Source organism: Pollutimonas rozaliensis (assembly GCF_048751585.1).
In the GTDB taxonomy this organism is placed as follows: Bacteria; Pseudomonadota; Gammaproteobacteria; order Burkholderiales; family Burkholderiaceae_B.
Genome location: NZ_JAZHOB010000013.1, coordinates 35045 through 56288, shown reverse-complemented (window position 1 = coordinate 56288; position 21244 = coordinate 35045). Strand labels below are relative to the sequence as shown.

19 protein-coding genes and 1 tRNA gene are annotated in these 21244 nt (G+C 60.9%); 10 read left to right on the top strand and 10 right to left on the bottom strand.

The window, feature by feature from the left end; genetic code table 11:
• Nucleotides 1-8: 8 nt before the first annotated feature.
• Together V0R37_RS21265 and V0R37_RS21260 are read right to left on the bottom strand one after the other, a co-directional pair.
• On the bottom strand, nt 9-1352 hold the full coding sequence (locus tag V0R37_RS21265) for a PQQ-dependent sugar dehydrogenase (protein ID WP_420376419.1): 1344 nt from the start codon (nt 1350-1352) through the stop codon (nt 9-11).
• 54 nt (nt 1353-1406) lie between these two features.
• Entirely contained in the window at nt 1407-2129 is a 723-nt protein-coding gene (locus V0R37_RS21260) for an SDR family oxidoreductase (RefSeq protein WP_420376418.1), read from the bottom strand.
• 156 nt (nt 2130-2285) lie between these two features.
• Here V0R37_RS21260 and V0R37_RS21255 point away from each other — a divergent pair, with 156 nt between their 5' ends.
• Nucleotides 2286-2876: a phenylacetic acid degradation protein PaaY gene (locus V0R37_RS21255; RefSeq protein WP_420376417.1), complete on the top strand. Its 591-nt coding sequence runs from the start codon at nt 2286-2288 to the stop codon at nt 2874-2876.
• A 16-nt stretch (nt 2877-2892) separates the two neighbouring features.
• Here the strand turns inward: V0R37_RS21255 and V0R37_RS21250 are convergent, their stop codons facing one another.
• From V0R37_RS21250 to V0R37_RS21235, 4 genes are all read right to left on the bottom strand, one after another.
• Entirely contained in the window at nt 2893-3834 is a 942-nt protein-coding gene (locus V0R37_RS21250; RefSeq protein WP_420376416.1) for a 3-hydroxyacyl-CoA dehydrogenase family protein, read from the bottom strand.
• The gene (locus tag V0R37_RS21245) at nt 3834-4994 is read right to left on the bottom strand and encodes an alpha-hydroxy acid oxidase (protein WP_420376415.1); all 1161 of its coding nucleotides are present in this window, start codon (nt 4992-4994) and stop codon (nt 3834-3836) included. Before V0R37_RS21245 ends, V0R37_RS21250 begins: the two co-directional genes overlap by 1 nt.
• A gap of 138 nt (nt 4995-5132) precedes the next feature.
• Nucleotides 5133-6077, bottom strand: coding sequence for a phosphoribosyltransferase family protein (locus V0R37_RS21240; protein ID WP_420376414.1), 945 nt, complete (start codon nt 6075-6077; stop codon nt 5133-5135).
• 127 nt (nt 6078-6204) lie between these two features.
• Entirely contained in the window at nt 6205-8601 is a 2397-nt protein-coding gene (locus V0R37_RS21235; protein WP_420376413.1) for a catalase, read from the bottom strand.
• Nucleotides 8602-8742: 141 nt separating this feature from the next.
• Between V0R37_RS21235 and V0R37_RS21230 the strand changes: the two genes are divergently transcribed.
• Nucleotides 8743-9468 carry an RNA pseudouridine synthase gene (locus V0R37_RS21230; protein WP_420376412.1) on the top strand — a complete coding sequence of 242 codons (726 nt, stop codon included), beginning with the start codon at nt 8743-8745 and terminating at the stop codon, nt 9466-9468.
• 114 nt (nt 9469-9582) lie between these two features.
• Here V0R37_RS21230 and V0R37_RS21225 read toward each other — a convergent pair.
• Both V0R37_RS21225 and V0R37_RS21220 read right to left on the bottom strand, forming a co-directional pair.
• Nucleotides 9583-9659 (bottom strand) — tRNA-Arg (locus tag V0R37_RS21225).
• A 64-nt stretch (nt 9660-9723) separates the two neighbouring features.
• Entirely contained in the window at nt 9724-10275 is a 552-nt protein-coding gene (locus tag V0R37_RS21220) for a DNA-3-methyladenine glycosylase (protein ID WP_420376411.1), read from the bottom strand.
• 236 nt (nt 10276-10511) lie between these two features.
• Here V0R37_RS21220 and V0R37_RS21215 point away from each other — a divergent pair, with 236 nt between their 5' ends.
• Nucleotides 10512-10721, top strand: a complete 210-nt coding sequence (locus V0R37_RS21215) for a cold-shock protein (protein WP_420376410.1) — start codon at nt 10512-10514, stop codon at nt 10719-10721.
• Nucleotides 10722-10872: 151 nt separating this feature from the next.
• On the opposite strand, the gene V0R37_RS21210 is transcribed toward V0R37_RS21215, so the two are convergent.
• Nucleotides 10873-11922, bottom strand: a complete 1050-nt coding sequence (locus V0R37_RS21210; protein ID WP_420376409.1) for an adenosine deaminase — start codon at nt 11920-11922, stop codon at nt 10873-10875.
• Nucleotides 11923-11933: 11 nt separating this feature from the next.
• Nucleotides 11934-12614 (bottom strand): GntR family transcriptional regulator, encoded by a 681-nt coding sequence (locus V0R37_RS21205; RefSeq protein ID WP_420376408.1) that lies wholly within the window; start codon nt 12612-12614, stop codon nt 11934-11936.
• Nucleotides 12615-12712: 98 nt separating this feature from the next.
• Here V0R37_RS21205 and V0R37_RS21200 point away from each other — a divergent pair, with 98 nt between their 5' ends.
• Genes V0R37_RS21200 through V0R37_RS21170 form a run of 7 tightly spaced genes read left to right on the top strand, consistent with a single transcriptional unit; the run spans nt 12713 to nt 20921 of the window.
• Nucleotides 12713-13969, top strand: coding sequence for an ABC transporter substrate-binding protein (locus V0R37_RS21200; RefSeq protein ID WP_420376407.1), 1257 nt, complete (start codon nt 12713-12715; stop codon nt 13967-13969).
• 60 nt (nt 13970-14029) lie between these two features.
• On the top strand, nt 14030-14911 hold the full coding sequence (locus V0R37_RS21195; RefSeq protein ID WP_420376406.1) for a branched-chain amino acid ABC transporter permease: 882 nt from the start codon (nt 14030-14032) through the stop codon (nt 14909-14911).
• A 6-nt stretch (nt 14912-14917) separates the two neighbouring features.
• Nucleotides 14918-17434 carry a branched-chain amino acid ABC transporter ATP-binding protein/permease gene (locus V0R37_RS21190; RefSeq protein WP_420376405.1) on the top strand — a complete coding sequence of 839 codons (2517 nt, stop codon included), beginning with the start codon at nt 14918-14920 and terminating at the stop codon, nt 17432-17434.
• A 13-nt stretch (nt 17435-17447) separates the two neighbouring features.
• Complete coding sequence (locus V0R37_RS21185) at nt 17448-18230, top strand: SDR family oxidoreductase (RefSeq protein WP_420376404.1); 783 nt, start codon at nt 17448-17450, stop codon at nt 18228-18230.
• A 19-nt stretch (nt 18231-18249) separates the two neighbouring features.
• Nucleotides 18250-19203, top strand: a complete 954-nt coding sequence (locus tag V0R37_RS21180) for a 3-hydroxyacyl-CoA dehydrogenase (RefSeq protein ID WP_420376403.1) — start codon at nt 18250-18252, stop codon at nt 19201-19203.
• Nucleotides 19204-19212: 9 nt separating this feature from the next.
• A complete protein-coding gene (gene kce / locus V0R37_RS21175) occupies nt 19213-20145 on the top strand; it encodes a 3,5-dioxohexanoate:acetyl-CoA acetone transferase (RefSeq protein ID WP_420376402.1) in 933 nt (310 codons plus the stop codon).
• Between the two features lie 20 nt (nt 20146-20165).
• A complete protein-coding gene (locus tag V0R37_RS21170; protein WP_420376401.1) occupies nt 20166-20921 on the top strand; it encodes an SDR family NAD(P)-dependent oxidoreductase in 756 nt (251 codons plus the stop codon).
• Nucleotides 20922-21244: the final 323 nt, after the last annotated feature.

Genomic DNA, 21244 nt, shown 5'->3' with positions numbered 1-21244 from the left:
GGCTGAGCTTACGCCGGCGCAACACGCCAGATAATATTCCCCACATCATCCGCAACCAGCAGTCCGCCCCGGCTGTCCACGGCCACGCCCACCGGCCGGCCCCGGGCTTGTCCCTTGTCATTCAGAAAGCCGGTCAGAAAGTCTTGCGGCATGCCGTCGGGCCTGCCATTGTTGAACGGTACGAATGCCACTTTATAGCCGCTGGGCGGTTTCCGGTTCCAGGACCCGTGCATGCCCACGAAGGCTCCGCCGCGATAGTGCGGCGGGAATAGGTTTGCTTGATAGAAAACGAGACCCAGCACGGCGGTGTGCGTTCCCATCGCGTAATCGGGCTTGATCGCCTTGTCCACCAGTTCGGGCCGTTGCGGCTTTACCCGCGCATCCACGATGCCGCCGAAGTAGCTGTACGGCCAGCCATAGAAGCCATCTTTCTTCACCGAGGTAAGGTAGTCTGGAACCAGATCGCTCCCCAGCTCATCGCGTTCGTTCACCACCGTCCACAGCGTGCCCGTAGCGGGTTCCCAGTCCATGCCGTTGGGGTTGCGCAGGCCGGTGGCAAACAAGCGTTTTTCTCCGTTCGAAAGATCCACTTCCCAGATGGCCGCCCGGCCTTCTTCCTTGTCCAGGCCGTTCTCACCCACATTGCTGTTGGAGCCGACCGTGGCATAAAGGCGCCTGCCGTCGGGCGATGCCAGAATGTTTTTTGTCCAATGATGATTCAAAGGGCCGGCCGGCAGGTCGGTAAGTTTCTCTCCGGATGCGCTGATGCGGATGTCTCCCTGCTTATAGGGAAAGCGCATGATGGCATCCGTATTGGCGACGTATAGGTGATCGCCCACCAAGGCCATGCCGAAGGGTGAATTCAACCCTTCCAGGAAGGGCTGCTTGATTTCCGCTCGGCCGTCGCCATCGGCGTCTCGCAAAAGCGTGATGCGGTCCGCGCTGGGCGTGCCCGCTCCCGCCTTCTGCATGAAATAGCTCATGGTTCTGAGCCGCAGCTTATCGTTCCGAACGGGGCGCTCCGGCGCATTGGATTCGGCCACCAGGACGTCGCCGTTGGGAAGCACATAGACCCAGCGGGGATGGTCCAGGCCTTCCGCATAGCGGCTGACCTTGAAGCCTTCAGGCGCTCCGGGGGCGGCGCCGTCTCGCCAGCCAATCGCTTCCGCCATCTTGATCGTGGGCAGCAGCGCCTTGCTTGGCTTGGGAAGTTGCGGTTCAGGGCCGAAGCTGGCCTGTTCGGGCAATTTGGAGGACCCCGCGCAAGCGCTTAGCAGCGCCAGCCCCGCCGCCGCGCCCAAGCCGAATATCGCGCGGCTCGCCGACCTGGGGACATCGTGCTTTCGTTTCATACCTGCCTCCCGCGATAAAACCGAGAAGGGGCAAATATCGTGCCTTGCGGCTTGTCAGGCGCCGCACAAACCGACGGTTATCCCTCCGCATATGTACAGCACCTGGCCGGTGATGAAGCCGGCGCGCTCGTCCATGAAGCTGGCCACGCCGTGCGCGACCTCCTCCGGCCGGCCCAGCCTTTGCACGGGTACGCTGGCCAGAATCTGGCGGGTTCGCTCCGCGTCGGGTGGGTTGGCGTTCATGAACAGTTCGGTGGCTATGGGGCCGGGGCCGATCGCATTGACGGTGATTCCGTGGCGCGCCAGCTCCAGTGCCCAAGTGCGCGTCAGGCCGATCAGGCCGGCTTTCGAGGCGGAGTAGGCGCTGCGCAATTCCTTGCCCAGCGCGGCCCGCGAACTGATGTTGACTATCCTGCCGAATCCGGCCGACTTCATGGTGGGCAGCACGCTTTGCGTCAGGAGCAGGGGCACTTCCAGGTTCAGCCGGGCGACCTTGCGCAATGCCTTGATATCGGTTTCCTCCAGCGAGGCAGGCTGGACCATCCCGGCATTGTTGACCAAACGGGTAATGGCATACCGGGACTGCAGCGTGCTCAAGCAAGTACGCAGGGATTCCGTGTCCAGCAAGTCGATGGGAACATATAGTTCATTCGGGGAAAGGGCCGCGGGCGGATTGATGTCCAGGTTGATGGGGTGAAGCCCATCCTGCGAGAGTCGCTCCACTATGGCTTTGCCTATGCCCTTGCTGCCGCCTGTTACCAATACGTGCTGCGCCATTCCGTTTCCTTGCCGTTCCTGTGTAGGGGCAATTTAATCACAGCAGCGGGCGTGATGCGATGGACGGCTGGCGTTGATGGCCATGCTTTCTTGCTGGTACATTGCAGCTTGGCCTTGTGCGACGCCGTATACCAATAAAACTCCGGAGACCATACCATGCTGAAAGTCTATGCCATCGATGGAATCACGCCCGTGGTTGATCCGTCCGCTTACGTGCATCCCAGCGCGGTATTGATAGGCGATGTCATCGTGGGGCCGGGTGTCTATGTGGGGCCGCTGGCCAGTCTGCGCGGCGACTTCGGGCGCATCGTCCTGAAAGAGGGTTCCAATGTGCAGGATACCTGTGTCATCCACGGCGTTGCCGAAAACGACACGGTGGTCGAAGCGGATGGGCATATAGGGCATGGCGCCGTCCTGCATGGCTGCACGATAGGGCGAAATGCGCTGGTCGGGATGAATGCGGTTGTGATGGACCAGGCGGTGATCGGCGAATCGAGCATTGTCGCAGCCATGGCCTTCGTGAAAGCCGGTCTGGTGGTTCCTTCGCGCCGCTTGGTGGTGGGGGCGCCGGCGCGGGTATTACGGGAATTGACCGATGCCGATATTGCCCATAAATCTTTCGGTACACGGCAGTATCAGCGCCTGACGACCCGCTGCCTTCAATCCATGCGGGAAGTGCAGCCTTTGAGCCGCGAGGAAGCGGATCGGCCGCGCCTTAGCGGTGAAACGACCGATCCTTCGGCTTGATTCGCGCCACGGCGTTTCAGGGCTTGATTTCAGGCAGCTCGGCGGCCAGCAGTTCCAGTCCGGCTCGCAGCAGCGCATCGTAGCGCTTGCGCTCGGCTTCGATGCTTTCAGGTGTCCACTTGTAGAAGCCTTCGCCCGCCTTCATGCCGGTTTTCCCCGCATCGGCGCGTTCGGCCAGTATGGAGGCGGGTGAGTCGGCATTGCAAAGGGTGGGATACATGGTGCGGGCAGCGGCGCAGTGCACGTCCAGGCCGCCATGGTCGCGCTGGAGCACGGGGCCGGCGGCCAGGTAGCGGAAACCGAAACCGAAACGCACGGCGGCGTCGATATCTTCGGGGCTGGCAATGCCTTGCTCGATCAATGCATAAGCTTCACGCGCCAGGGCGTGCTGAAGGCGGTTGGCCAGAAAGCCCGGGACGTCCTTTTTGACCAGGACCGGGACGCTGCCGCAGCGGCGCATGAAGGCCGCCAGCGCATCGCCCAGGCTTGCGTCGGTATCGGGGCCCAACACCACTTCGACCAGGGGGATAATGTGCGCGGGCATGAAGAAGTGCAGGCCCAGCATGCGATTCTGCGTGGGCAGCCCTTGGGCGATCTGGCTGATAGGGTAGCTGGAGCTGTTGCTGCACAGGACCGTGTCTGGGGTGGACAGGTCCACCAGCTTGCCGAACAATTTTTGCTTCAGGTCAAGCTGTTCGGGGATGCATTCGATGACCAGCCGGGCGGCAGCCCAATCGGCATCTTCCAGCGAAGAAACGATGGTGGCGTAACGCTTGTTCTGGGCGCAATCCAGATGGGCCAGGCTGGCGTTTATGCGCCCCGCGATATTCGCGTGCCGGGAGGCGTCCGGCTCGACGATGGTCGTGCGGCACTGCGCGCGCAACAGGACGACCGCCACATCGGCGCCCATGTTGCCGCCGCCGACGACGACGGCGTGGGTTTGGGAAGGAGAGTTCATCAATCGAAAATCTCCGGATTCAGCAAGATGGAGCGGTCGATATTATGGATGTCGGTATGCCCGCAGAAGCCCATGGTGATGTCCAGTTCGTTGGCGATCATCTGCAGGCAGCGGTAGACGCCGGCCTCGCCCATGGCGCCCAGCGAGTACAGGAAGGAGCGGCCTATCATGGTGCCTTTGGCGCCCAGCGCTATGGCCTTCAATACGTCTTGCCCGGAACGTATTCCGCCATCCATCCAGACTTCAATTTCTTTGCCCACGGCATGCGCAATGCGCGGTACGGCCGATATCGATGAAGGGGCGCCGTCAAGCTGGCGCCCGCCGTGGTTGGATACCAGCAGCGCATCGGCGCCCGATTCCACGGCCAGGCGCGCATCCTGCTCGTCCATGATTCCTTTCAGGACCAGCTTGCCGCCCCATCTTTCCTTGATCCACTCGATGTCTTTCCAGCTGAGGCAGGGATCGAACTGTTCGGCCGTCCAGGAGGACAGCGAGGAAAGGTCGCTTACGCCTTTGGCATGGCCGACGATATTGCCGAAGCTGCGCCGCTTGGTGCCCAGCATGTTCAGGCACCAGCGCGGCTTGGTGGCCAGATTGATCAGGTTCGCCAACGTGGGCTTGGGCGGCGTGGACAGGCCATTCTTTATGTCTTTGTGGCGCTGGCCCAGTACCTGAAGGTCCAGGGTAAGCACCAGCGCCGAGCAATTCGCCGCCTTGGCCCGGTCGATCAGGCGCTCCATGAAGTCGCGGTCGCGCATGACATACAGCTGGAACCAGAAAGGCTTGCTGGTATGAGCGGCAATGTCTTCGATGGAGCAGATGCTCATGGTGGACAAGGTAAAAGGTATGCCGAATTTTTCAGCCGCCTTGGCGCCCAGGATTTCGCCGTCGGCGTGTTGCATGCCGGTCAGGCCGGTGGGGGCGATCGCCACCGGCATGGCCACATCGATGCCTATCATGGAAGAGCGGTGCGTGCGCTTCTCGATGTCGACGGCCACCCGCTGACGGAATTTCAGCTTCTGGAAGTCTTCCTCGTTGGCGCGGTAAGTGCTTTCAGTCCAAGAGCCGGAATCGGCGTAATCGTAGAACATCCGGGGCACGCGGCGTTCCGCCAATTGGCGGAAGTCTTCGACGCAAGTCATTTTGGAAGGCGTAGGCAAGTCTGGCTCCTGGTTTATTAGTATGGAATCAATATCGGACTAGGCGGAATGCTTCATTTTAATTAAAAGTACAACAAATTCCCGGCCACGATTTTCGCATGTGCCGCCGATGTTATGCAGGCATGGTAAAGCTTGTGTCTATGCCAGGTGCAACGATGCGACAGGATTGGCGTAAACCGCCAGCGCCTGGCCGCCATTCCACCATATGACCCTGGCCACCTTGGCGCGATGGGCAATGTCCAGCGCCTGGATGGGATCGCTTTCTATGAAGTGGGTGTGGCAGCGGGCAAGGATGGACTCGGCTTTGTGTTGCGGCGTTTGTTCAGCCGTATGGCGGCGCTCGTCGCGCATGACCAGCGGTCCGTGGAATCCATGGCGGTTCAGCCAGGCCTGCGTGCGAGTCCTGTCCTGTTCGGGCCGGCCCGTAATGATGGTGATATCGGTCAAATCCAGGCCGGGCAGGACCTCGGCCGGCAGCAGCAGGTCGCGTTGCGCCAGAGTTTCGTGCAGCGCCTGCGCGTATTGCTGTTCGGGCAAGTCCATCAGTAGCACGCCGTCCAGATCGATGGCCCATGACGCGTAGCGATACTCCGGCTGGTCCGGGCAGTTGCGGGTTTGCCCGAACGACTCTGTTATTGACGTTCTTTCCCATGGAAACCAGGCCCGGAACCCCATGGGGATCTCCATGCCGAAATCGGGCTGGACGCGCGAGTCGGCATCGTAGGCCAGGGTGAAGACGCTGAACTCGTATCCCTGCCGGCGCAGGAACTCGATGCAGTCGGACAAGGTCGTGCCCCGTCCCGCGATATCTTCAACCAGCAGCAGTCTGGATTTTGCCGGGGGTTGGCTGACGGTGAACCACGATACGCGGCGGTCCGCGCGGGAATACGAAAGCGCATGCAGGGGCACGCTTAATTCGGTGGACGCCATCAGCGCCGGAACCAGGCCCCCGCGCGCAATGGCTACGACGGCATCGAAGCCCATGTCGCGCCATCGAGGCAGGAATTCCGAAACGACGGATTCGATGCGGGCGTAGTCGTAGGGAAAAGCGCTGCGGTTCACAGCCAGGGGCGGGGCATGCATAGTGCTATAGGGAGAGCCGGAAAACCAAGGGATTCGATACGATTTTACGCCGCCACGCCAAGAAAAGCCGCCCCGGCGCTTTGGGCGTAGGGCGGCAGGCAACAGAAAAAGAAAAGCGAAAGGCTGTTTACACCAGGGGCGGGTCGGATTCCCTTTCGTAATGGCGGTGCTTGGCCAGCGCCTGGACGAACCATGCCGCGCTCGACGCGTCGCATTCCTGTGTGACCATCAATCCGGCATCCTCGGTGTCCACCGGAAGGCCCGCGGCCTCCAGCAGCATGGCCGCGTTGCCGACCGCCATGATGGTTTTGCAATGGCGGTATTGGTCCTGTATGAATTCCCGGGCGCGGCCATCAGACACCAGGGTTTCGATGGCCTGTGGGCCGTCCGGCGCGACCAGGGCGTCGAACAGTACGGCGGGCTGGTTTTCCAGGGACGCATCGGCGTCGATCAGAGAGCCGTCGGATGCCTTGAATGGTCCCACGCGTGGTCCGACCAGGCGGACAATTGCTCCTTCCGCTTGCAGTGCGTTCGCCATGGACCAAGTCGACGCGGCATCCACGCCGTCCGCCACCAGGATGGCGACCTTGCGTGTCCTGACGCTGCCGTCCCCGGGTCGCGCCAGAAGCGAAAGCGCGGGCGAATCGCTTATCTCCGGCTGCGGCGGGTCCGGTAGCGCGCGAGGCATTGCCGGCGGCAGCTCCATGCCCAGCCCCAGGGCGATGGTCGCCGCCAGTTCCTCGGAGGCGTTGCGCAACATGGACACGACTCGTTCCCTTACCGGCGCCACCGTTACCTTGCTGAGCTCGAAGCGGAAGGCATCCGCGATATGCTTCTTCTCGAAGGCGGTCTGGCTTTCGTAAAACAGGGTCGCCTGGTTGTAGTGCTCGGCGAATTTTTCCGGCTTGCCGCGTATTTCGTCCTGCTCCACCGGTTCGGGAAAGGATGTGAATCCGGCTGTTCCCGCCTGGAAGGGACAGCCGCCGCCCAGCGAATTGGGTTCGTAAGCCGCGCGGCCGCGATGCACGGTCTGGCGATGCATGCCGTCGCGCTGGTTGTTCTGGACGGGGGCCAGAGGCGCATTGATGGGGATTTCGTGGAAATTGGGGCCGCCGAGGCGGGAGATCTGAGTGTCCACATAGGAATGGATGCGGCCGGCCAGCAATGGGTCATTGCTGAAATCGATGCCAGGCACGATATGGGCGGCACAGAAGGCGACCTGCTCGGTCTCGGCGAAAAAGTTGTCGGGATTGCGGTTCAGCACCATGCGGCCCACGGGCTGTACCGGAATGAGCTCCTCGGGGACGATCTTGGTCGCGTCCAGGACGTCGAAACTGAAGCTGGCTGCCTGCTCTTCGGTAAAGGTCTGTACGCACAGCTCCCATTCCGGGTATTCGCCCGCATCGATGGCCTCCCACAGATCCCTTCGGTTGAAGTCCGGATCGGCGCCTGAGATCTTTACCGCTTCGTCCCAGACCAGGGAGTGCGTCCCCAGCTTGGGATTCCAGTGGAACTTGACGAATACCGACTGGCCGGCCTCGTTGACGAAGCGGAAGGTGTGCACGCCGAATCCCTGCATCATGCGGAAACTGCGGGGAATCGCCCGGTCCGACATCTGCCACATCAGCATATGGGTGGATTCGGGCATGAGCGACACAAAGTCCCAATAGGTGTCATGCGCCGAAGCGGCTTGCGGCATGGCATGGTGGGGCTCGGGTTTGACCGCATGGACGAGGTCCGGAAACTTCATGGCGTCCTGGATGAAGAACACCGGCATATTGTTGCCCACCAGATCCCAATTACCCTCGTCGGTGTAAAACTTGACCGCGAACCCGCGAACGTCGCGCGCGGTGTCCTTGGAGCCGCGCTCGCCCGCCACCGTCGAGAAGCGGACGAAAACCGGCGTGATTTTGCCCGCCTCGGCGAACAGCGATGCGCGGGTCAATTCGCTTAAGGGCTTATAGCATTCGAAATAGCCATGCGCGCCCGATCCGCGCGCGTGTACGATCCGCTCTGGAATGCGCTCATGATCGAAGTGCGTGATTTTTTCCCGCAGGATGAAATCTTTCAGCAGCGCCGGTCCGCGCAGGCCGGCTTTCAAGGAGTTCTGGTTATCGGCGATGCGCACGCCTTGGTTGGTCGTAAGCATCTGACCGTCGGCATCGGCTCGTACCCGATCCAGCGAACCGCCCACGGCATTTCGGCCAGACTGGGCCTGCCCGCCATACTTCGCGGTTTGATTCTTTTCCGACGGCGTGCTGCCTGTGGCGTCGGCCGAACCCGGCGGCGACACGGCGCCCGCTTTCGGGGCCAGGGCGTTGTCATGACCATGCTCGTATTCTTTTGTGGGGTTGTACGGCATGGCTCGCGCCATGGCGTCCACTTCGGCGGCCTTGGCGACAGAGGGGTTCTTGTTCTTGGGATCGGGCGGCAGCGCCGGGCCGCTGTCGGTATTGCCGAAAGCGGTGTCGACGGATGCCTGTTTGGGCGGGCGGCCGGACGTGGGTGTCCTGGATGTTGCCATATGAGTCTCCCTGGAGGCGTGAGGTCAAACAACATCGACGTCAGCAAGGCCTGTGCCGCAAGCCGGCCCGGTTGACCCGGGCCATCGCCAGCGGTACAGTCTGCGCCTGCATGAAGGTTTCCCGGGTGCGCGCTTCCAACCATGAATGAATCCATACGCTTGAGCAAATACCTTGCGGGGCTGCTGCCGTGTTCTCGCCGCGAGGCCGAGAACTATATAGAAGGCGGCTGGGTGCGTGTGAACGGGCAGGTCGTCGAAGAGCCGGGATTTCGTGTGCATCCCCCTCTGGCGGTGGAACTGGCCGAGGGCGCGAGCGCCGAAGACCACAAGCCGGCCACCATCCTGCTGCATCAGCCTTCCGGCTACGATCTTGCCGCGGAGGGCCGCCCGGTATCGGATCTGATTGTGCCGGCGAATCAGGTTTCCAACGGCTCGTCGGATCGGCATTTTGTAAAAAGAGACCTCAAAGGCCTGGAATCCGTCATGCCGCTGGAGCCGGGAGCGAGCGGCCTGGTCATTTATACGCAGGCCTTCGCCATAGGTCGAAAGCTTACCGAGGACATTGCCCGTATCGAGCAGGAATACCTGGTGGAGGTCGCGGGGGAGTTGCCTGGCGATGGACTGAAACGGCTGAATCATGGATTGTCCTGGCAAGGCGTTGCCTTGCCGCCCATCAAGGTCAGCTGGCAGAGCGAAACCCGGCTGCGCTTCGCCCTGAAGAACCCGCCCCCTGGCCTGATTGCCGATATGTGCGGACAGGTGGGATTGCGGGTGTTGGATATCAGGCGCATTCGCATCGGCCGCCTGCCCATGGCGGGCCTGCCTGCCGGCAAGTGGCGCTATCTGCTGGGCCATGAACGGTTTTAGGCTTGGCCCCGCTTTTAGGCTTTGCCCTTCATCACATTAGCGGCGCCCAAAGAAAAACCGCCTAGGTTGTTGGCCCCTAGGCGGTTCTAACCAGTTGTAAACCCTGGTAAATTCTGGCGCGGCTGGCAGGATTCGAACCCACGACCCCTTGGTTCGTAGCCAAGTACTCTATCCAACTGAGCTACAGCCGCTGCAAAAGAGGCGTAACTATAACATGGTTTTTTTGTCTTGTCTTGTGCGCCAGGCATCAGCCGCCTATTTCTTGGATACATGGCGATTGCCTTCTATATAGAAGCGCAAGGGCTTGGCCGCCCATTCCCCCGCATAGTCGACTCCGATGCGGGGGCGTTCCACAATTCTTATGTCTTTCTCGTCCGGATTTTCGGTAATGAAGAAATCATCGCTGCAAAGATCGTGGCCGTAATGGCCGCGGTCGATTCCCATGGCCTTGCACAGGCGCCCGGGGCCGTTCGTGTTGTTGGAAAGATTGGCGACCGGCTCCAGGGCGCGCAGCAACACGGCCGCCCCCGTGCCGTCGGCCTCGGTGACGACATTCATGCAGTGGTGCATGCCGTAGATCAGGTAGATATAAGCATACCCGGGCGGCCCGAACATGACGCGGGTACGGGAAGTAATCCCTTTGGATGTATGGGCCGCCAGGTCATGGGGCCCCAGGTAGGCTTCGACTTCGACGATTTTTCCGATACGTTCCACGCCCTCGTGGCGGTGGACCAGGAATTTACCTAATAGATCGTGGGCGACCAGTACGGTGTCCCGGTCGTAAAAGCTGCGGGGTAATGCTTGCATGCTGCTGTGTGGGAGGGTGTTGTTATAACTTGATACCAAAATGCCACGTTCCTGGCAATTTTACGAAAATAATGTGTTGACTTGGATTTGGCTTGTCTATAATATACGACCTAGATTTTCAAGTTCGTTGAAGTTAGTACAATCCAGTACCAGTAATAGTACTTTTTTGCTCAAATCTCTACACCTTGACAGTCTTCTATAGGGCATATCGCTCGTTTATTTTAGGGATTGCAAAAATGGAAACAGAAACTGGTATTGTAAAGTGGTTCAACAACGAAAAGGGCTTTGGTTTCATCAAGCCTGAATCGGGCGGCAAGGATTTGTTCGCGCACCACACCGACATCATCGGCACCGGCTTTAAATCGCTCGAAGAAAACCAACGTGTTTCGTTCGTAGCGGCCGAAGGCCAAAAGGGCCCTCAAGCCAAATCGATCCAAGTTATCTAATAACTTGCCAGATTGAAAAAACCCACCTTCGCGGTGGGTTTTTTATTGCCTGTTGCTTAAAGGTTTAAAGGCTCGGTGATTTTCAAACAGGCTTTTATGCCTCGGGGCTGATCGGCGGGAATTCTTTTCCTCTCTGCATTGCCGGGCCCCTTCAGGCGGCCGCCAGCGCCGCATCCAGGCTTGCGGCCAACGCGCGCTTTTGCTCATCGGGCAAGAAGGAGGCTTCTATGCTGTTGCGGGCCAGGGCGGCGAGTTCCTCGCGGCTCAGGTCCAGCGCCTGCGCGCTGGCAATGTAGTTGTCGGCGATATAACCGCCGAAATAAGCGGGATCGTCGGAATTCACTGTAACCATCAGGCCCTGACGCAGCAGGCGGGCCAGATTGTGCTGCTGCAGGTCTTGCACCACGCACAGCTTCAGGTTGGATAGCGGACAGACCGTCAGCGGGATTCGGCCGGTAAGCAGGCGCTGCATCAGGGCGGGATCTTCTTCACTGCGCACCCCATGGTCTATGCGCTCCACTCCAAGTATGTCCAGGGCGTCGCGCACGTAGGACGCCGGGCCTTCCTCGCCCGCATGCGCCGTCAGGCGAAAGCCCAGGGCCTTGCATCGCGCATAGACGCGGGCGAATTTTTCGGGTGGATTGCCGCGTTCGGCCGAATCCAGTCCTATGCCTATCCATAAGTCCTTATATTGCTCGCGTAGCGGCAATGCGGCATCGAGCGTGGCTTGGGCGTCGTCTTCCGTCAGGTGGCGCAGGAAGCTCAGCAGCATATAGCCGCTGATGCCCATCAAGCGGCGCGCATCGCGCAACGCCCGCGCCATGCCGGCGAAGACGGTTTCCATGGCGATGCCGCGTCCGGTATGGGTTTGGGGATCGAACATGAGTTCGGCATGCGCCACGCCGTCGTACTGGGCGCGTTGCAGGTAAGCCATGGTCATGTCGTAGAAGTCGGCTTCGGTGATCAGCACGCTGGCGCCCGCATAGTACAGGTCCAGGAAGGATTGCAGGTCGTTGAACTGATACGCTTGGCGCAAGGCGTCGACCGAGGCGTAAGGCAGGGCGATGCCGTTGCGCTGCGCCAGGCTGAAAATAAGGTCGGGCTCCAGCGTGCCTTCGATGTGCAAGTGCAATTCGGCCTTGGGGAGGCGGCGGACAAAGTCGCTCAAGGAAGATGCCGCTGGGGAGACTGCCGCGTCCATCGCGTTCCTTATCAAGAAAATTGTTTGGCCAGAATGTGCTTGAACGCGCTTTCGATATCGCTATGCAGCGCTTTGCGCGCGGTTCGCGCGTCGCCCTTTTCCAGCGCGGCTATCATGCGGGCGTGGTGCTCCACCGCAATCTTCTTCTGAGTCCGTTCCGATCCGGCCCGCAAGTCGTAATTCAGCACCGGGCCTATTCTAAGCCATAGGCTTTCTATGATCTTGACCAACATGGGCATGGCGGCCGCCGCGTAAATAAGAAAGTGCAGCTCCTTGTTGATCAGCACGACGGCCGCCTTGTTCTCACCCGCCGCTTCCATGGCGTCGGAAAGCTGGTCGTTCAGCCGCCGCAGCGCGGCGATGAGCTCCGGCGGTGAATTCAGTGCTGCCTGCTCGACGGCGTAGCCTTCGATCTGCAATCGGATTTTAGTGATTTCCTGGAATTGCCCGGCGCTCATGATGGGCACGCGCACGGATCGGTTTGGAGCGACTTCCAGGGCTTGGTCGGCGACCAGTTGATAGACGGCTTCGCGCACCGGCATGACGCTGACCCCCAGCGCTTCGGCCGTCGATCGCAGGGACAGCTGTTCGCCCGGCATCAATTGGCCGGTAAGCAGAAGTTCCTTGATTTGAAACAAGACGTTCGCACCAAGGGTTTCGCGACGGGGCGCCGGGCTAAGAAGTGTAGGCATGTATCGGCGATTAGGGTAATTGCTAGGTGTGATCTGTGATCACAGTTGGATAGTATAACGATTAATAATCCCACAGTGTAGAACGACAGGAGACAAGCATGACTGACAAGAAAACTTCGGCGTCCCTTCCCGGGCGCCGGCTGTTGCTGCAAGGTTCCGCTGCTTTTGCCGCCGGACTGGCGATGCCGGGTTTCGTACGCGCCCAGGGCGCCGATCCCATCCGCATCGGTCATCTGACGCCCCGTACCGGTTTCCTGGGACCCATGGGGGAATATGCTGTGCTGGGCGCAACGATGGCGGTCGAAGAGGTCAATGCGGCCGGCGGCGTGCTGGGCCGCAAGATCGAGCTGCTGACGGAAGACAGCGTCAATCCGCAGACCGCCTCGACCAAGGCGCAACGCATGGTGGAGCGCGACAAGGTCGATGCGCTGGTGGGGGAAATCAGTTCCGCGTCGGGGCTGGCCATTGCACAGGTCGCCACGCGCGCCAAGACGCTTTTTATGCAGACGGGCTGCAATTCCGACGAGCTGCGCGGCAAGAATTGCAGCCGCTATATGTTCCACCTTGAGGCCTGCAACACCATGTACGTGCGCACCATCGGGCAGGCCCTGCTGCGCGACGGCATGGTCAAGGGCAAGCGCTGGATGGCTTTTACCGCCGATTATGCGTTTGGACATGACCTGTTCAAGCAGACCAAGAAATTCATGGATGAGAACGGGGCCGTCTTTGTGTCCAACGACATGTTGCCCACCGATGCGACCGAGTTCAGCGCATCGCTGCTGAAGATCCGGCAGCAAAAGCCCGATCTGGTGATGAGCAACCTGGCCGGCAACCAGACCACCAACTTCACCAAGCAGTACAACGAGTTCAATATCGATATTCCATTCGCGGGCGCCGACATGAACATGACCAGCATCTGGGGCGCGGGCAAGAATGGATTCAGCGGCGTATGGCCCATCATCTGGACGCATCAGGTGCAGGCGCCTTCGGCCAAGGAATTCGTCGCCCGTTTCCAGAAGCGGTGGAAAAAACTGCCGGAGAACCAGGCGGTCAATGACTATCTGGCCATCAGAATACTGGCCGAAGCCATGACCAAGACCAAGTCGGCGCAGGCCGACAAAATCATTGCCTTCCTGGAAGGCGACAACAAGTTCGATGTGCTGCGCGACCGGCAGGGCTATTTCCGTCCCTGGGATCATCAGCTGCTGTATGAAATGTATACGGTCCAGCCCAGCAACGATAAAAATGCCGGAAAAGACGACTTCATGGTGACCAGCAAGCCGGTGCCCGCCGCGGGCGAAAGCCTGGAGGTGCTGGCGCCGACCCAGCAAGAAAACATGTGCAAGTTTGCCTGATTTGCTTGATTTCCAGGCGCGGCGCTTATCCCGTGCCTGGCTTTTGCCGGGGATTGCGTTTTGCCGACGGAACTGATTTTCATTATTCAGCAAGTGGCCAACGGCTTGCTGCTGGGGTTTTATTACCTTTTGATCGCCTTGGGCCTGTCCATAATTTTCAGCCTGGGCGGTATCGTGAACCTGGCGCATGGCGCGTTCTATGCCATAGGCGCCTATCTGATCGTTTTTCTAAGCGACAGCCTGGGCTACGGACTGGCCTTTGTCGTCTCGCCGGTAGTGGTCGCCGTGCTGGGCATGATCGTGGAGCGCTTTTTCTTCCGCCGGTTCTACAGGGCGGACCCCACCTTGAGCCTGTTGTTCACGTTTGCCCTTTCGATGGTCATCGAGCAGGCGTTGCGCATGATATTCGGGGCTTCCCCTCTTTCATTTTCCATTCCCGAGTTCGCCCACGGCCAGGTCATTGTGGGGGATTTCTTCTATCCCATCTATCGCATAGGCATGCTGTTCGTGGCGGTCGCCGCCGTGGCCGGAACCTGGCTGCTGCTTAACAGGACGGCATTCGGCAAGATCGTGAAAGCGGGCATCAATGATCCCGACATGGTCAGGGCCATGGGGATTTCATTGAACCCCGTGATGACGGCGGTCTGCGGTTTGGGTATAGGGCTGGCGGGCCTGTCCGGTGTGCTGCTGGCTCCCATTACGGGTGTGCAGCCGGCCATGGGGCAGGAGATATTGACGGCGGCCTTTGTGGTCGTGGTCATAGGGGGGCTGGGCAGCTTCTGGGGCGTGGTGGTGGCGGCCATGCTGGTGGGCATCATCCGCGGCCTGACTTCTTATTTCTATCCGCCGGCATCCGAGGCTTCCCTGTATCTTCTGATGCTGCTCATTCTGGTGCTGCGCCCGCGCGGATTGCTGGGTGAAAAGTTCGAACGGCTGGAGTAAGGGCATATGGCAATGGAAGAACTCAAGAAACTCGGCTGGATCGCGCTGGGACTGATCGTCTTGCCCATGGCGCTGGATCTGGGCGGGCTGACCTACAGCACGGCGGTGGAGTGCATCGTCCTGGCCATGGCGGGACTGGCCTTGAATATTTTGCTGGGCTATACCGGGCTGGTGTCCTTCGGACACGGCGCCTGGTTCGGCATCGGCGGCTACGCCGTAGGCATTCTGCAGCAGCGCTACTTCACAGAATCCTCCCTGGTCCCGCTGCTTGCGGCGCTGGCGCTGGTGGCGGCCGTGGCGCTGATCATCGGCCTGCTGATATTGCGGCGCCGGGGCGTTTATTTTTCCTTGCTGACCCTGGCTTTTGCCGCGCTGTGCTTCGCGGTGGCCTATCGCTGGACCGCGCTGACGGGGGGAGAGAACGGCCTGGGGGGAATTGAACGCTATACGGTGCTGGGACTGGATCTGGATAATTCCCGGAATTTCTATATTTTCGTCGCCGTGATCGCCTTCCTGGTCGCCGCTTTCCTCCTGCGGCTGACGCAATCGCCTTTCGGCAGGGTGCTGACCGCCATCCGCGAGAACGAACTGCGGACGCGCTTCATCGGCTTCGATGTGGATTCGTACAAGCTGCTGGCCTTTGTCCTGTCGGCAGCCATTACCGGCCTGGCCGGAAGCCTGGCCGTGCTGAGCCATCGCATTGCATCGGCGGAGAGCATGTCGCTGGCATTTTCCGGCGAGCTGCTGGCGATTGTCCTGATCGGCGGCATGCGCAGCTTCTCCGGGCCTATTTTCGGGGCGGTGTTCTACATACTGTTCCGCGAGTACCTGTCCATGTATACCGCCGACTGGCTGCTGTACTTCGGCCTGGTATTCATCTTCTTCATTCTGGTGACGCCTTCCGGCTTGAGCGGTGTGGGGATGCGTCTGTTCCGTCTGGTCGTGCCCGAGAAAACCACAGCTGCCGCCATGGGCAATCGGGTGATGCCGACCGATCCGGGTTTCTTTCCCTCGTTTCTCGCGGCGGAGGGCGATCAGACCTTGCGCTGCCAGGGCATCAGCAAGAGCTTCGGCGGCATCCAGGCGGTCAACGGCGTCGACCTGGAGGTGGCCGGCAAAGGCGTCCATGCGCTGATCGGTCCGAACGGCGCGGGAAAAACCTCACTATTCAATCTGATATCGGGGCTTTTCCCGGCGGACCGGGGCGAGCTGAAGCTTGGGCAGGCCAGCCTGGACAAGCTGCCCCCCGAGCGGATATGCGCCAGCGGCCTGGCCCGGTCTTTTCAGATTACCAATCTGTTCAAGGGCCTGACCGTGCGCGATAACCTGTGTCTGTCCGTGCTCAGCCGCGATGCGCATCGTTTTTCGCTGTTGAAAAGGCTGGATGCATTGCGCGACACCCAGTCGCAGACCGATGAGCTGGTGAAGTACCTGGGTGTGCAAGGCATGGAAGAAGCCATGGCCGAAGATTTATCCTATGGCGGGCAGCGCGTGGTCGACATGGGTCTGGCGCTGGGCGCCGCGCCGCGCATCCTGCTGCTGGATGAGCCGCTGGCGGGCCTGGCGGCCGCCGAGCGCGACCGCATAGGCACTCTTATCCGCAAGCTGGGCGATCGCATCGGCATTCTGCTGGTCGAACACGATGTGGATCGAGTTTTTTCCATGGCGGACAAGATTACGGTCATGAACCAGGGCAGCGTGCTGGTCGAGGGCGATGCCGCCATGGTGCGCGGCAATCCGGAAGTGCGCGAAATTTATATCGGCTCGGGCAGCGAGGCGCTGGCCGCCCGGGTCCGGGAAGCCGAGCTTTCCGCGGAACTGGCCTTGCGCGTGGACAAGCTGGATGCCTTCTATGGCAAGAGCCATATCCTGTCCGATATTTCTTTCGAGGCGCGCAAGGGAGAAGTAGTGGCGGTTCTTGGCAGGAACGGGGCCGGCAAGTCGACACTGCTGAAAAGCATGCTGGGCCTGGCCAGGATAGGTTCGGGCTCGATCCAGATAGCGGGACTGGACATTGCCTCTCCCGTGCCCGAGGCCATGGCGCGATTGGGTATTGCCTTCGTTCCCCAGGGCCGCAGGCTATTTTCAGGCCTGTCGGTGAAAGACAACCTGATGCTGGGGCGCTTGAAGCGTTCGGGCCGCGATTCCAATGGCTGGACGGACGAGGAAATCTTCCAGGTGTTTCCGCGCCTGAAAGAACGGTACAACGTGGACGCGTCACTGCTGTCAGGCGGAGAGCAGCAGATGGTGGCGATTGCCAGGGCCCTGGTCGGGCACGTCGAAGTCTTGCTGCTGGACGAACCCTTCGAGGGCTTGTCGCCCGCCATGACCGAGGAAGTCTTCAATGCCATCCTGGCCCTGAAGACGCGCTTGACTATACTGATCGTCGACCACAACCTGGACCTGGCGCTGGCACTTTCAGATACCGCCCTGGTGCTGGATAGGGGCAAGGTGGCCCATAGGGGCAGCGCCCATGAACTGCTGGTGAACCTGGATTTCCGTAAAGAAAAACTGTGGATATAGGAAGGGGGCGATTATGTTCGAAGACGTAAGCATGGCGGGCAGGAAGGTGCTGATCACGGCGGGCGCCAGCGGCCTGGGGCTGGAGATGGCCAGGGTGTTCACCACGGCCGGGTGCGATGTGTTTGTTTGCGATGTCGATGCAAAGGCGCTGGCCGCCGTCAAAGCCGAGCTTCCACAGGTGCACGGGGCGATCGCCGATGTGTCCGATGAAGCCAGCGTGGCGGAGCTGTTCGCGCAGGTCCAGTCCGCCTTTGGCGGGCTTGATGTATTGATCAACAATGCGGGCATTGCCGGTCCCACCGGCTATGTCGAAACCCTTAGCCGCGCCGATTGGGACAAGACGCTGGCCGTCAATATTACCGGGCAGTTCCTGTGCGCCAGGCTGGCGGTGCCATTGCTCAAGGCGTCGGACGCGGGTGTCATGATCAACCTGTCGTCGGCGGCGGGGCATCTTGGCTTTGCCGGCCGTTCCGCATATTCGGCGTCCAAGTGGGCGGTGGTCGGCTTCACCAAGACACTGGCCATAGAGCTGGGTCCGTTCGGCGTGCGCGTCAATGCCATTTTGCCGGGGGCGGTGGAAGGCCCGCGCATACGCGCGGTCATTGCGGCCAAGGCGCAGGCCATGGGCACGCCGGTCGATCAGCTTGCGCGTTCTTATGAGCAGCAGGCATCGCTGGGGCGCATGGTTACCGCGCGCGATATCGCCAATATGGCTTTGTTCGCCGCCAGTCCCGCGGCCGGCAGCGTCAGCGGCCAGGCCCTGGTGGTGGACGGCCACACTCAATCATTGGTTTAACGCTACAGCGGGAAGGGAAATGAAAATAGCAATCATAGGCGCGGGGCTTATAGGCCAGGCATGGGCCATCGTCTTTGCGCGGGGAGGCTGCCAAGTCAAGGTATGGGATGGCGACAGCCAGGCATTGGCACGCGCGCACGAACTCATCGCCCGCCAAGTCCGCGAGTTGCGCAAGCAGGAGCTGCTGAGCGATGCCCAGGACGTGCTGTCGCGCATCCAGGTGTCGGCGCAGCTGGAGCATGCCCTGGAGGGCGCGGAGTATGTGCAGGAGAACCTGCCCGAACGCCTGGAGATCAAGCAGGAGATCTTCCGCAAGCTGGATACGCTAAGCGCGCCCGGAACCATATTGGCAAGTTCGACGTCCAGCATCCCGGCTTCCGCCTTCACCGAGTCGCTGCCGGGCCGGCAGCGCTGCCTGGTGGCGCATCCGGTCAACCCGCCTTATTTGATCCCGGTGGTCGAGCTGTGCGGGGCGCCCTGGACGGACAAGACCGTTATCGAGCGGGCCAGAAAGTTAATGCTGGATGTGCGGCAGAAGCCGGTGACCGTCAACAAGGAACTGGAAGGCTTTGTGCTGAACCGCCTGCAGGGCGCGTTGCTGCGCGAAGCCTTCCGCCTGGTGGAAAGCGGCGCCGTCAGCGCCGAGGATCTGGATGTAACCGTCAAGGACGGCCTGGGCCTGCGCTGGTCCTTCATGGGACCGTTCGAAACCATCGATTTGAATGCGCCCGATGGCTTGCAGGATTACTGTGCGCGCTACGGCGGCATGTTCCAGTCGATTTCCACCGAGCAGACCGATACCGGCCCCTGGTCAGCGGACCTGGTCGAGGCCGTGGAGCAGCAGCGGCGCAGCCTGCTTCCCAAAGCGGAATTGCTGAAGCGCCGCCTGTGGCGCGACGAGCGCCTGATGGCCTTGCTGCGGCACAAGAACCAGGCGGATGCCGCCGGCTCGGATCAACCCACCGTCAACTGAAGGAAAGCCATGGCCAGCAAGAAAAAAGTCATTATCACCTGCGCGGTGACCGGCGCCATACACACGCCCAGCATGTCGCCCCATCTACCGGTCAGCGCCGATGAAATCGCCGAGGCGGCCATCGCGGCGGCCCAGGCGGGAGCCGCCATATTGCACTTGCATGCGCGCGATCCGAAAGACGGCAGGCCGACCCAGGATCCCGACTTCTTCAGGCCTTTTCTTGGAAAAATAAAGGCCGCCACCGACGCGGTGGTCAACATTACCACGGGCGGCAGCCCGCACATGACCGTCCAGGAGCGGATGCGGCCGGCCATGACCTTCAAGCCCGAAGTGGCGTCGCTGAATATGGGCTCAATGAACTTCGGCCTGTTTCCCATGCTGCAGCGCTTCAAGACTTTCGAGCACGAATGGGAAAGAGAGCATCTTGAAAACAGCCGCGACCTGATCTTCAAGAACACCTACAAGGATATCGAAACCATATTGCGCCAGGGCGCGGAAAACGGCACGCGCTTCGAATTCGAATGCTACGACATCAGCCATCTGTACAACCTGGCGCACTTCATGGATCGCGGCCTGGTTCAAAGCCCGCCCTTCATCCAGTCGGTCTTCGGCATCCTGGGGGGCATAGGCCCCGATCCCGAAGATCTGATGCATATGCGCCGCACCGCCGACAGGCTGTTCGGCCAGGATTACCAATGGTCCATACTGGGTGCTGGCCGCAACCAGATACCTCTGGCGACCATGGGGGCGGCCATGGGTTCCAATGTGCGTGTCGGGCTGGAGGATTCCTTGTGGATAGGCCCGGGCGAACTGGCCTCGTCCAATGCCGAACAGGTAAAGCGCATGCGGGTGATCCTGGAAGCCCTCAACCTTCAGGTGGCGACACCCGATGAAGCGCGCGCCATCCTGCATCTGAAGGGCGCCGACAAGGTCGCGTTCTGATCCAATCCACGGAGACGGATATGTTCGATTTCTCTGGCCGGGTGGCGCTGATTACCGGCTCGTCGCGCGGAATAGGCTATGCGGCGGCCCACGCGCTCGGGCGCAAGGGCGCTACCGTGATTCTCAACGGCAGGGATGCCGCCGCGCTCGAGCAGGCGGCGCAAGTCTTGCGCGGCCAAGGCGTGGACACGCATGCGCTGCCCTTTGATATCGCCGACGTTGGCCAGGCGACCCGGGCCGTGGACGAGGTGCTGGACCGGCTGGGCCGGATTGACATTTTCTTTTCCAATGCCGGAATCCAGCATCGCGAGCCGCTGCTGAGCTTTCCACTGGCGGATTTCGAACGGGTGCTGTTTGCCAACCTGACCTCGCAGTGGGCGCTGGGCCGGCATATTGCCACGGGCATGGCCCGGCAGGGCTATGGGCGCATTATCTTCACCGGATCGATTACGGCGCTGGCCGGCAGAAAGGGCATTACGGCCTATACCGCCGCCAAATCGGCCCTGCATGGCCTGGTCAGGCAATGGGCCGCCGAACTGGCGGACGACGGCATCACCGTCAATGCCATTGCGCCGGGCTATATCAAGACCGAACTGACCCGGAACCTGTGGAACGATGCCGAATTCACCGCCTGGCTGCATGATAGGGTGCCGCAGAAGAAGTGGGGCGAGCCCGAGGACATCGCGGCGGCCCTGGTATTCCTGGCCTCGCGCGAGTCGGGCTTCGTCACGGGGCAGACCTTGGTCGTGGACGGCGGCATGACGGCCTGCATGTAGGCGGCTTTGCGGCGGGCGCCGCCGTGGTCGAACGGGACGTTGCGCAGGCCTATCGGATTTTCGTTGTAGGTGTTTGCAGGCTTTATGGTCTGTGAGCGTGTGGCTTTAGCTTGTACAACCGCTTGTACAACCGGCGCAGCCGGTGGGCAGGGGCCGGGCTCCTATCGCTTCGCCCCTTCGGGGTTCCCTTGCAGCCGCTTTGCGCCGGGGTCGGGCGCGAACTCGCCGGCCATCAGCCGCCTGTGGGCTGATGGCCGGCTCAAACATGCGCGCCCTCTTACGCCCCCGCCGCAAAGCCGCTGCGGCGGCTTGCTCAAACCTCG

Excerpts from the sequence above, each read along its gene's own strand:
- V0R37_RS21265 (WP_420376419.1), bottom strand. The coding sequence starts at position 1,352 with ATGAAACGAAAGCACGATGTCCCCAGGTCGGCGAGCCGCGCGATATTC.
- V0R37_RS21260 (WP_420376418.1), bottom strand. The coding sequence starts at position 2,129 with ATGGCGCAGCACGTATTGGTAACAGGCGGCAGCAAGGGCATAGGCAAA.
- V0R37_RS21255 (WP_420376417.1), top strand. The coding sequence starts at position 2,286 with ATGCTGAAAGTCTATGCCATCGATGGAATCACGCCCGTGGTTGATCCG.
- V0R37_RS21250 (WP_420376416.1), bottom strand. The coding sequence starts at position 3,834 with ATGAACTCTCCTTCCCAAACCCACGCCGTCGTCGTCGGCGGCGGCAAC.
- V0R37_RS21240 (WP_420376414.1), bottom strand. The coding sequence starts at position 6,077 with ATGCATGCCCCGCCCCTGGCTGTGAACCGCAGCGCTTTTCCCTACGAC.
- V0R37_RS21235 (WP_420376413.1), bottom strand. The coding sequence starts at position 8,601 with ATGGCAACATCCAGGACACCCACGTCCGGCCGCCCGCCCAAACAGGCA.
- V0R37_RS21230 (WP_420376412.1), top strand. The coding sequence starts at position 8,743 with ATGAATGAATCCATACGCTTGAGCAAATACCTTGCGGGGCTGCTGCCG.
- V0R37_RS21220 (WP_420376411.1), bottom strand. The coding sequence starts at position 10,275 with ATGCAAGCATTACCCCGCAGCTTTTACGACCGGGACACCGTACTGGTC.
- V0R37_RS21215 (WP_420376410.1), top strand. The coding sequence starts at position 10,512 with ATGGAAACAGAAACTGGTATTGTAAAGTGGTTCAACAACGAAAAGGGC.
- V0R37_RS21210 (WP_420376409.1), bottom strand. The coding sequence starts at position 11,922 with ATGGACGCGGCAGTCTCCCCAGCGGCATCTTCCTTGAGCGACTTTGTC.
- V0R37_RS21205 (WP_420376408.1), bottom strand. The coding sequence starts at position 12,614 with ATGCCTACACTTCTTAGCCCGGCGCCCCGTCGCGAAACCCTTGGTGCG.
- V0R37_RS21200 (WP_420376407.1), top strand. The coding sequence starts at position 12,713 with ATGACTGACAAGAAAACTTCGGCGTCCCTTCCCGGGCGCCGGCTGTTG.
- V0R37_RS21190 (WP_420376405.1), top strand. The coding sequence starts at position 14,918 with ATGGCAATGGAAGAACTCAAGAAACTCGGCTGGATCGCGCTGGGACTG.
- V0R37_RS21185 (WP_420376404.1), top strand. The coding sequence starts at position 17,448 with ATGTTCGAAGACGTAAGCATGGCGGGCAGGAAGGTGCTGATCACGGCG.
- V0R37_RS21180 (WP_420376403.1), top strand. The coding sequence starts at position 18,250 with ATGAAAATAGCAATCATAGGCGCGGGGCTTATAGGCCAGGCATGGGCC.
- kce (WP_420376402.1), top strand. The coding sequence starts at position 19,213 with ATGGCCAGCAAGAAAAAAGTCATTATCACCTGCGCGGTGACCGGCGCC.
- V0R37_RS21170 (WP_420376401.1), top strand. The coding sequence starts at position 20,166 with ATGTTCGATTTCTCTGGCCGGGTGGCGCTGATTACCGGCTCGTCGCGC.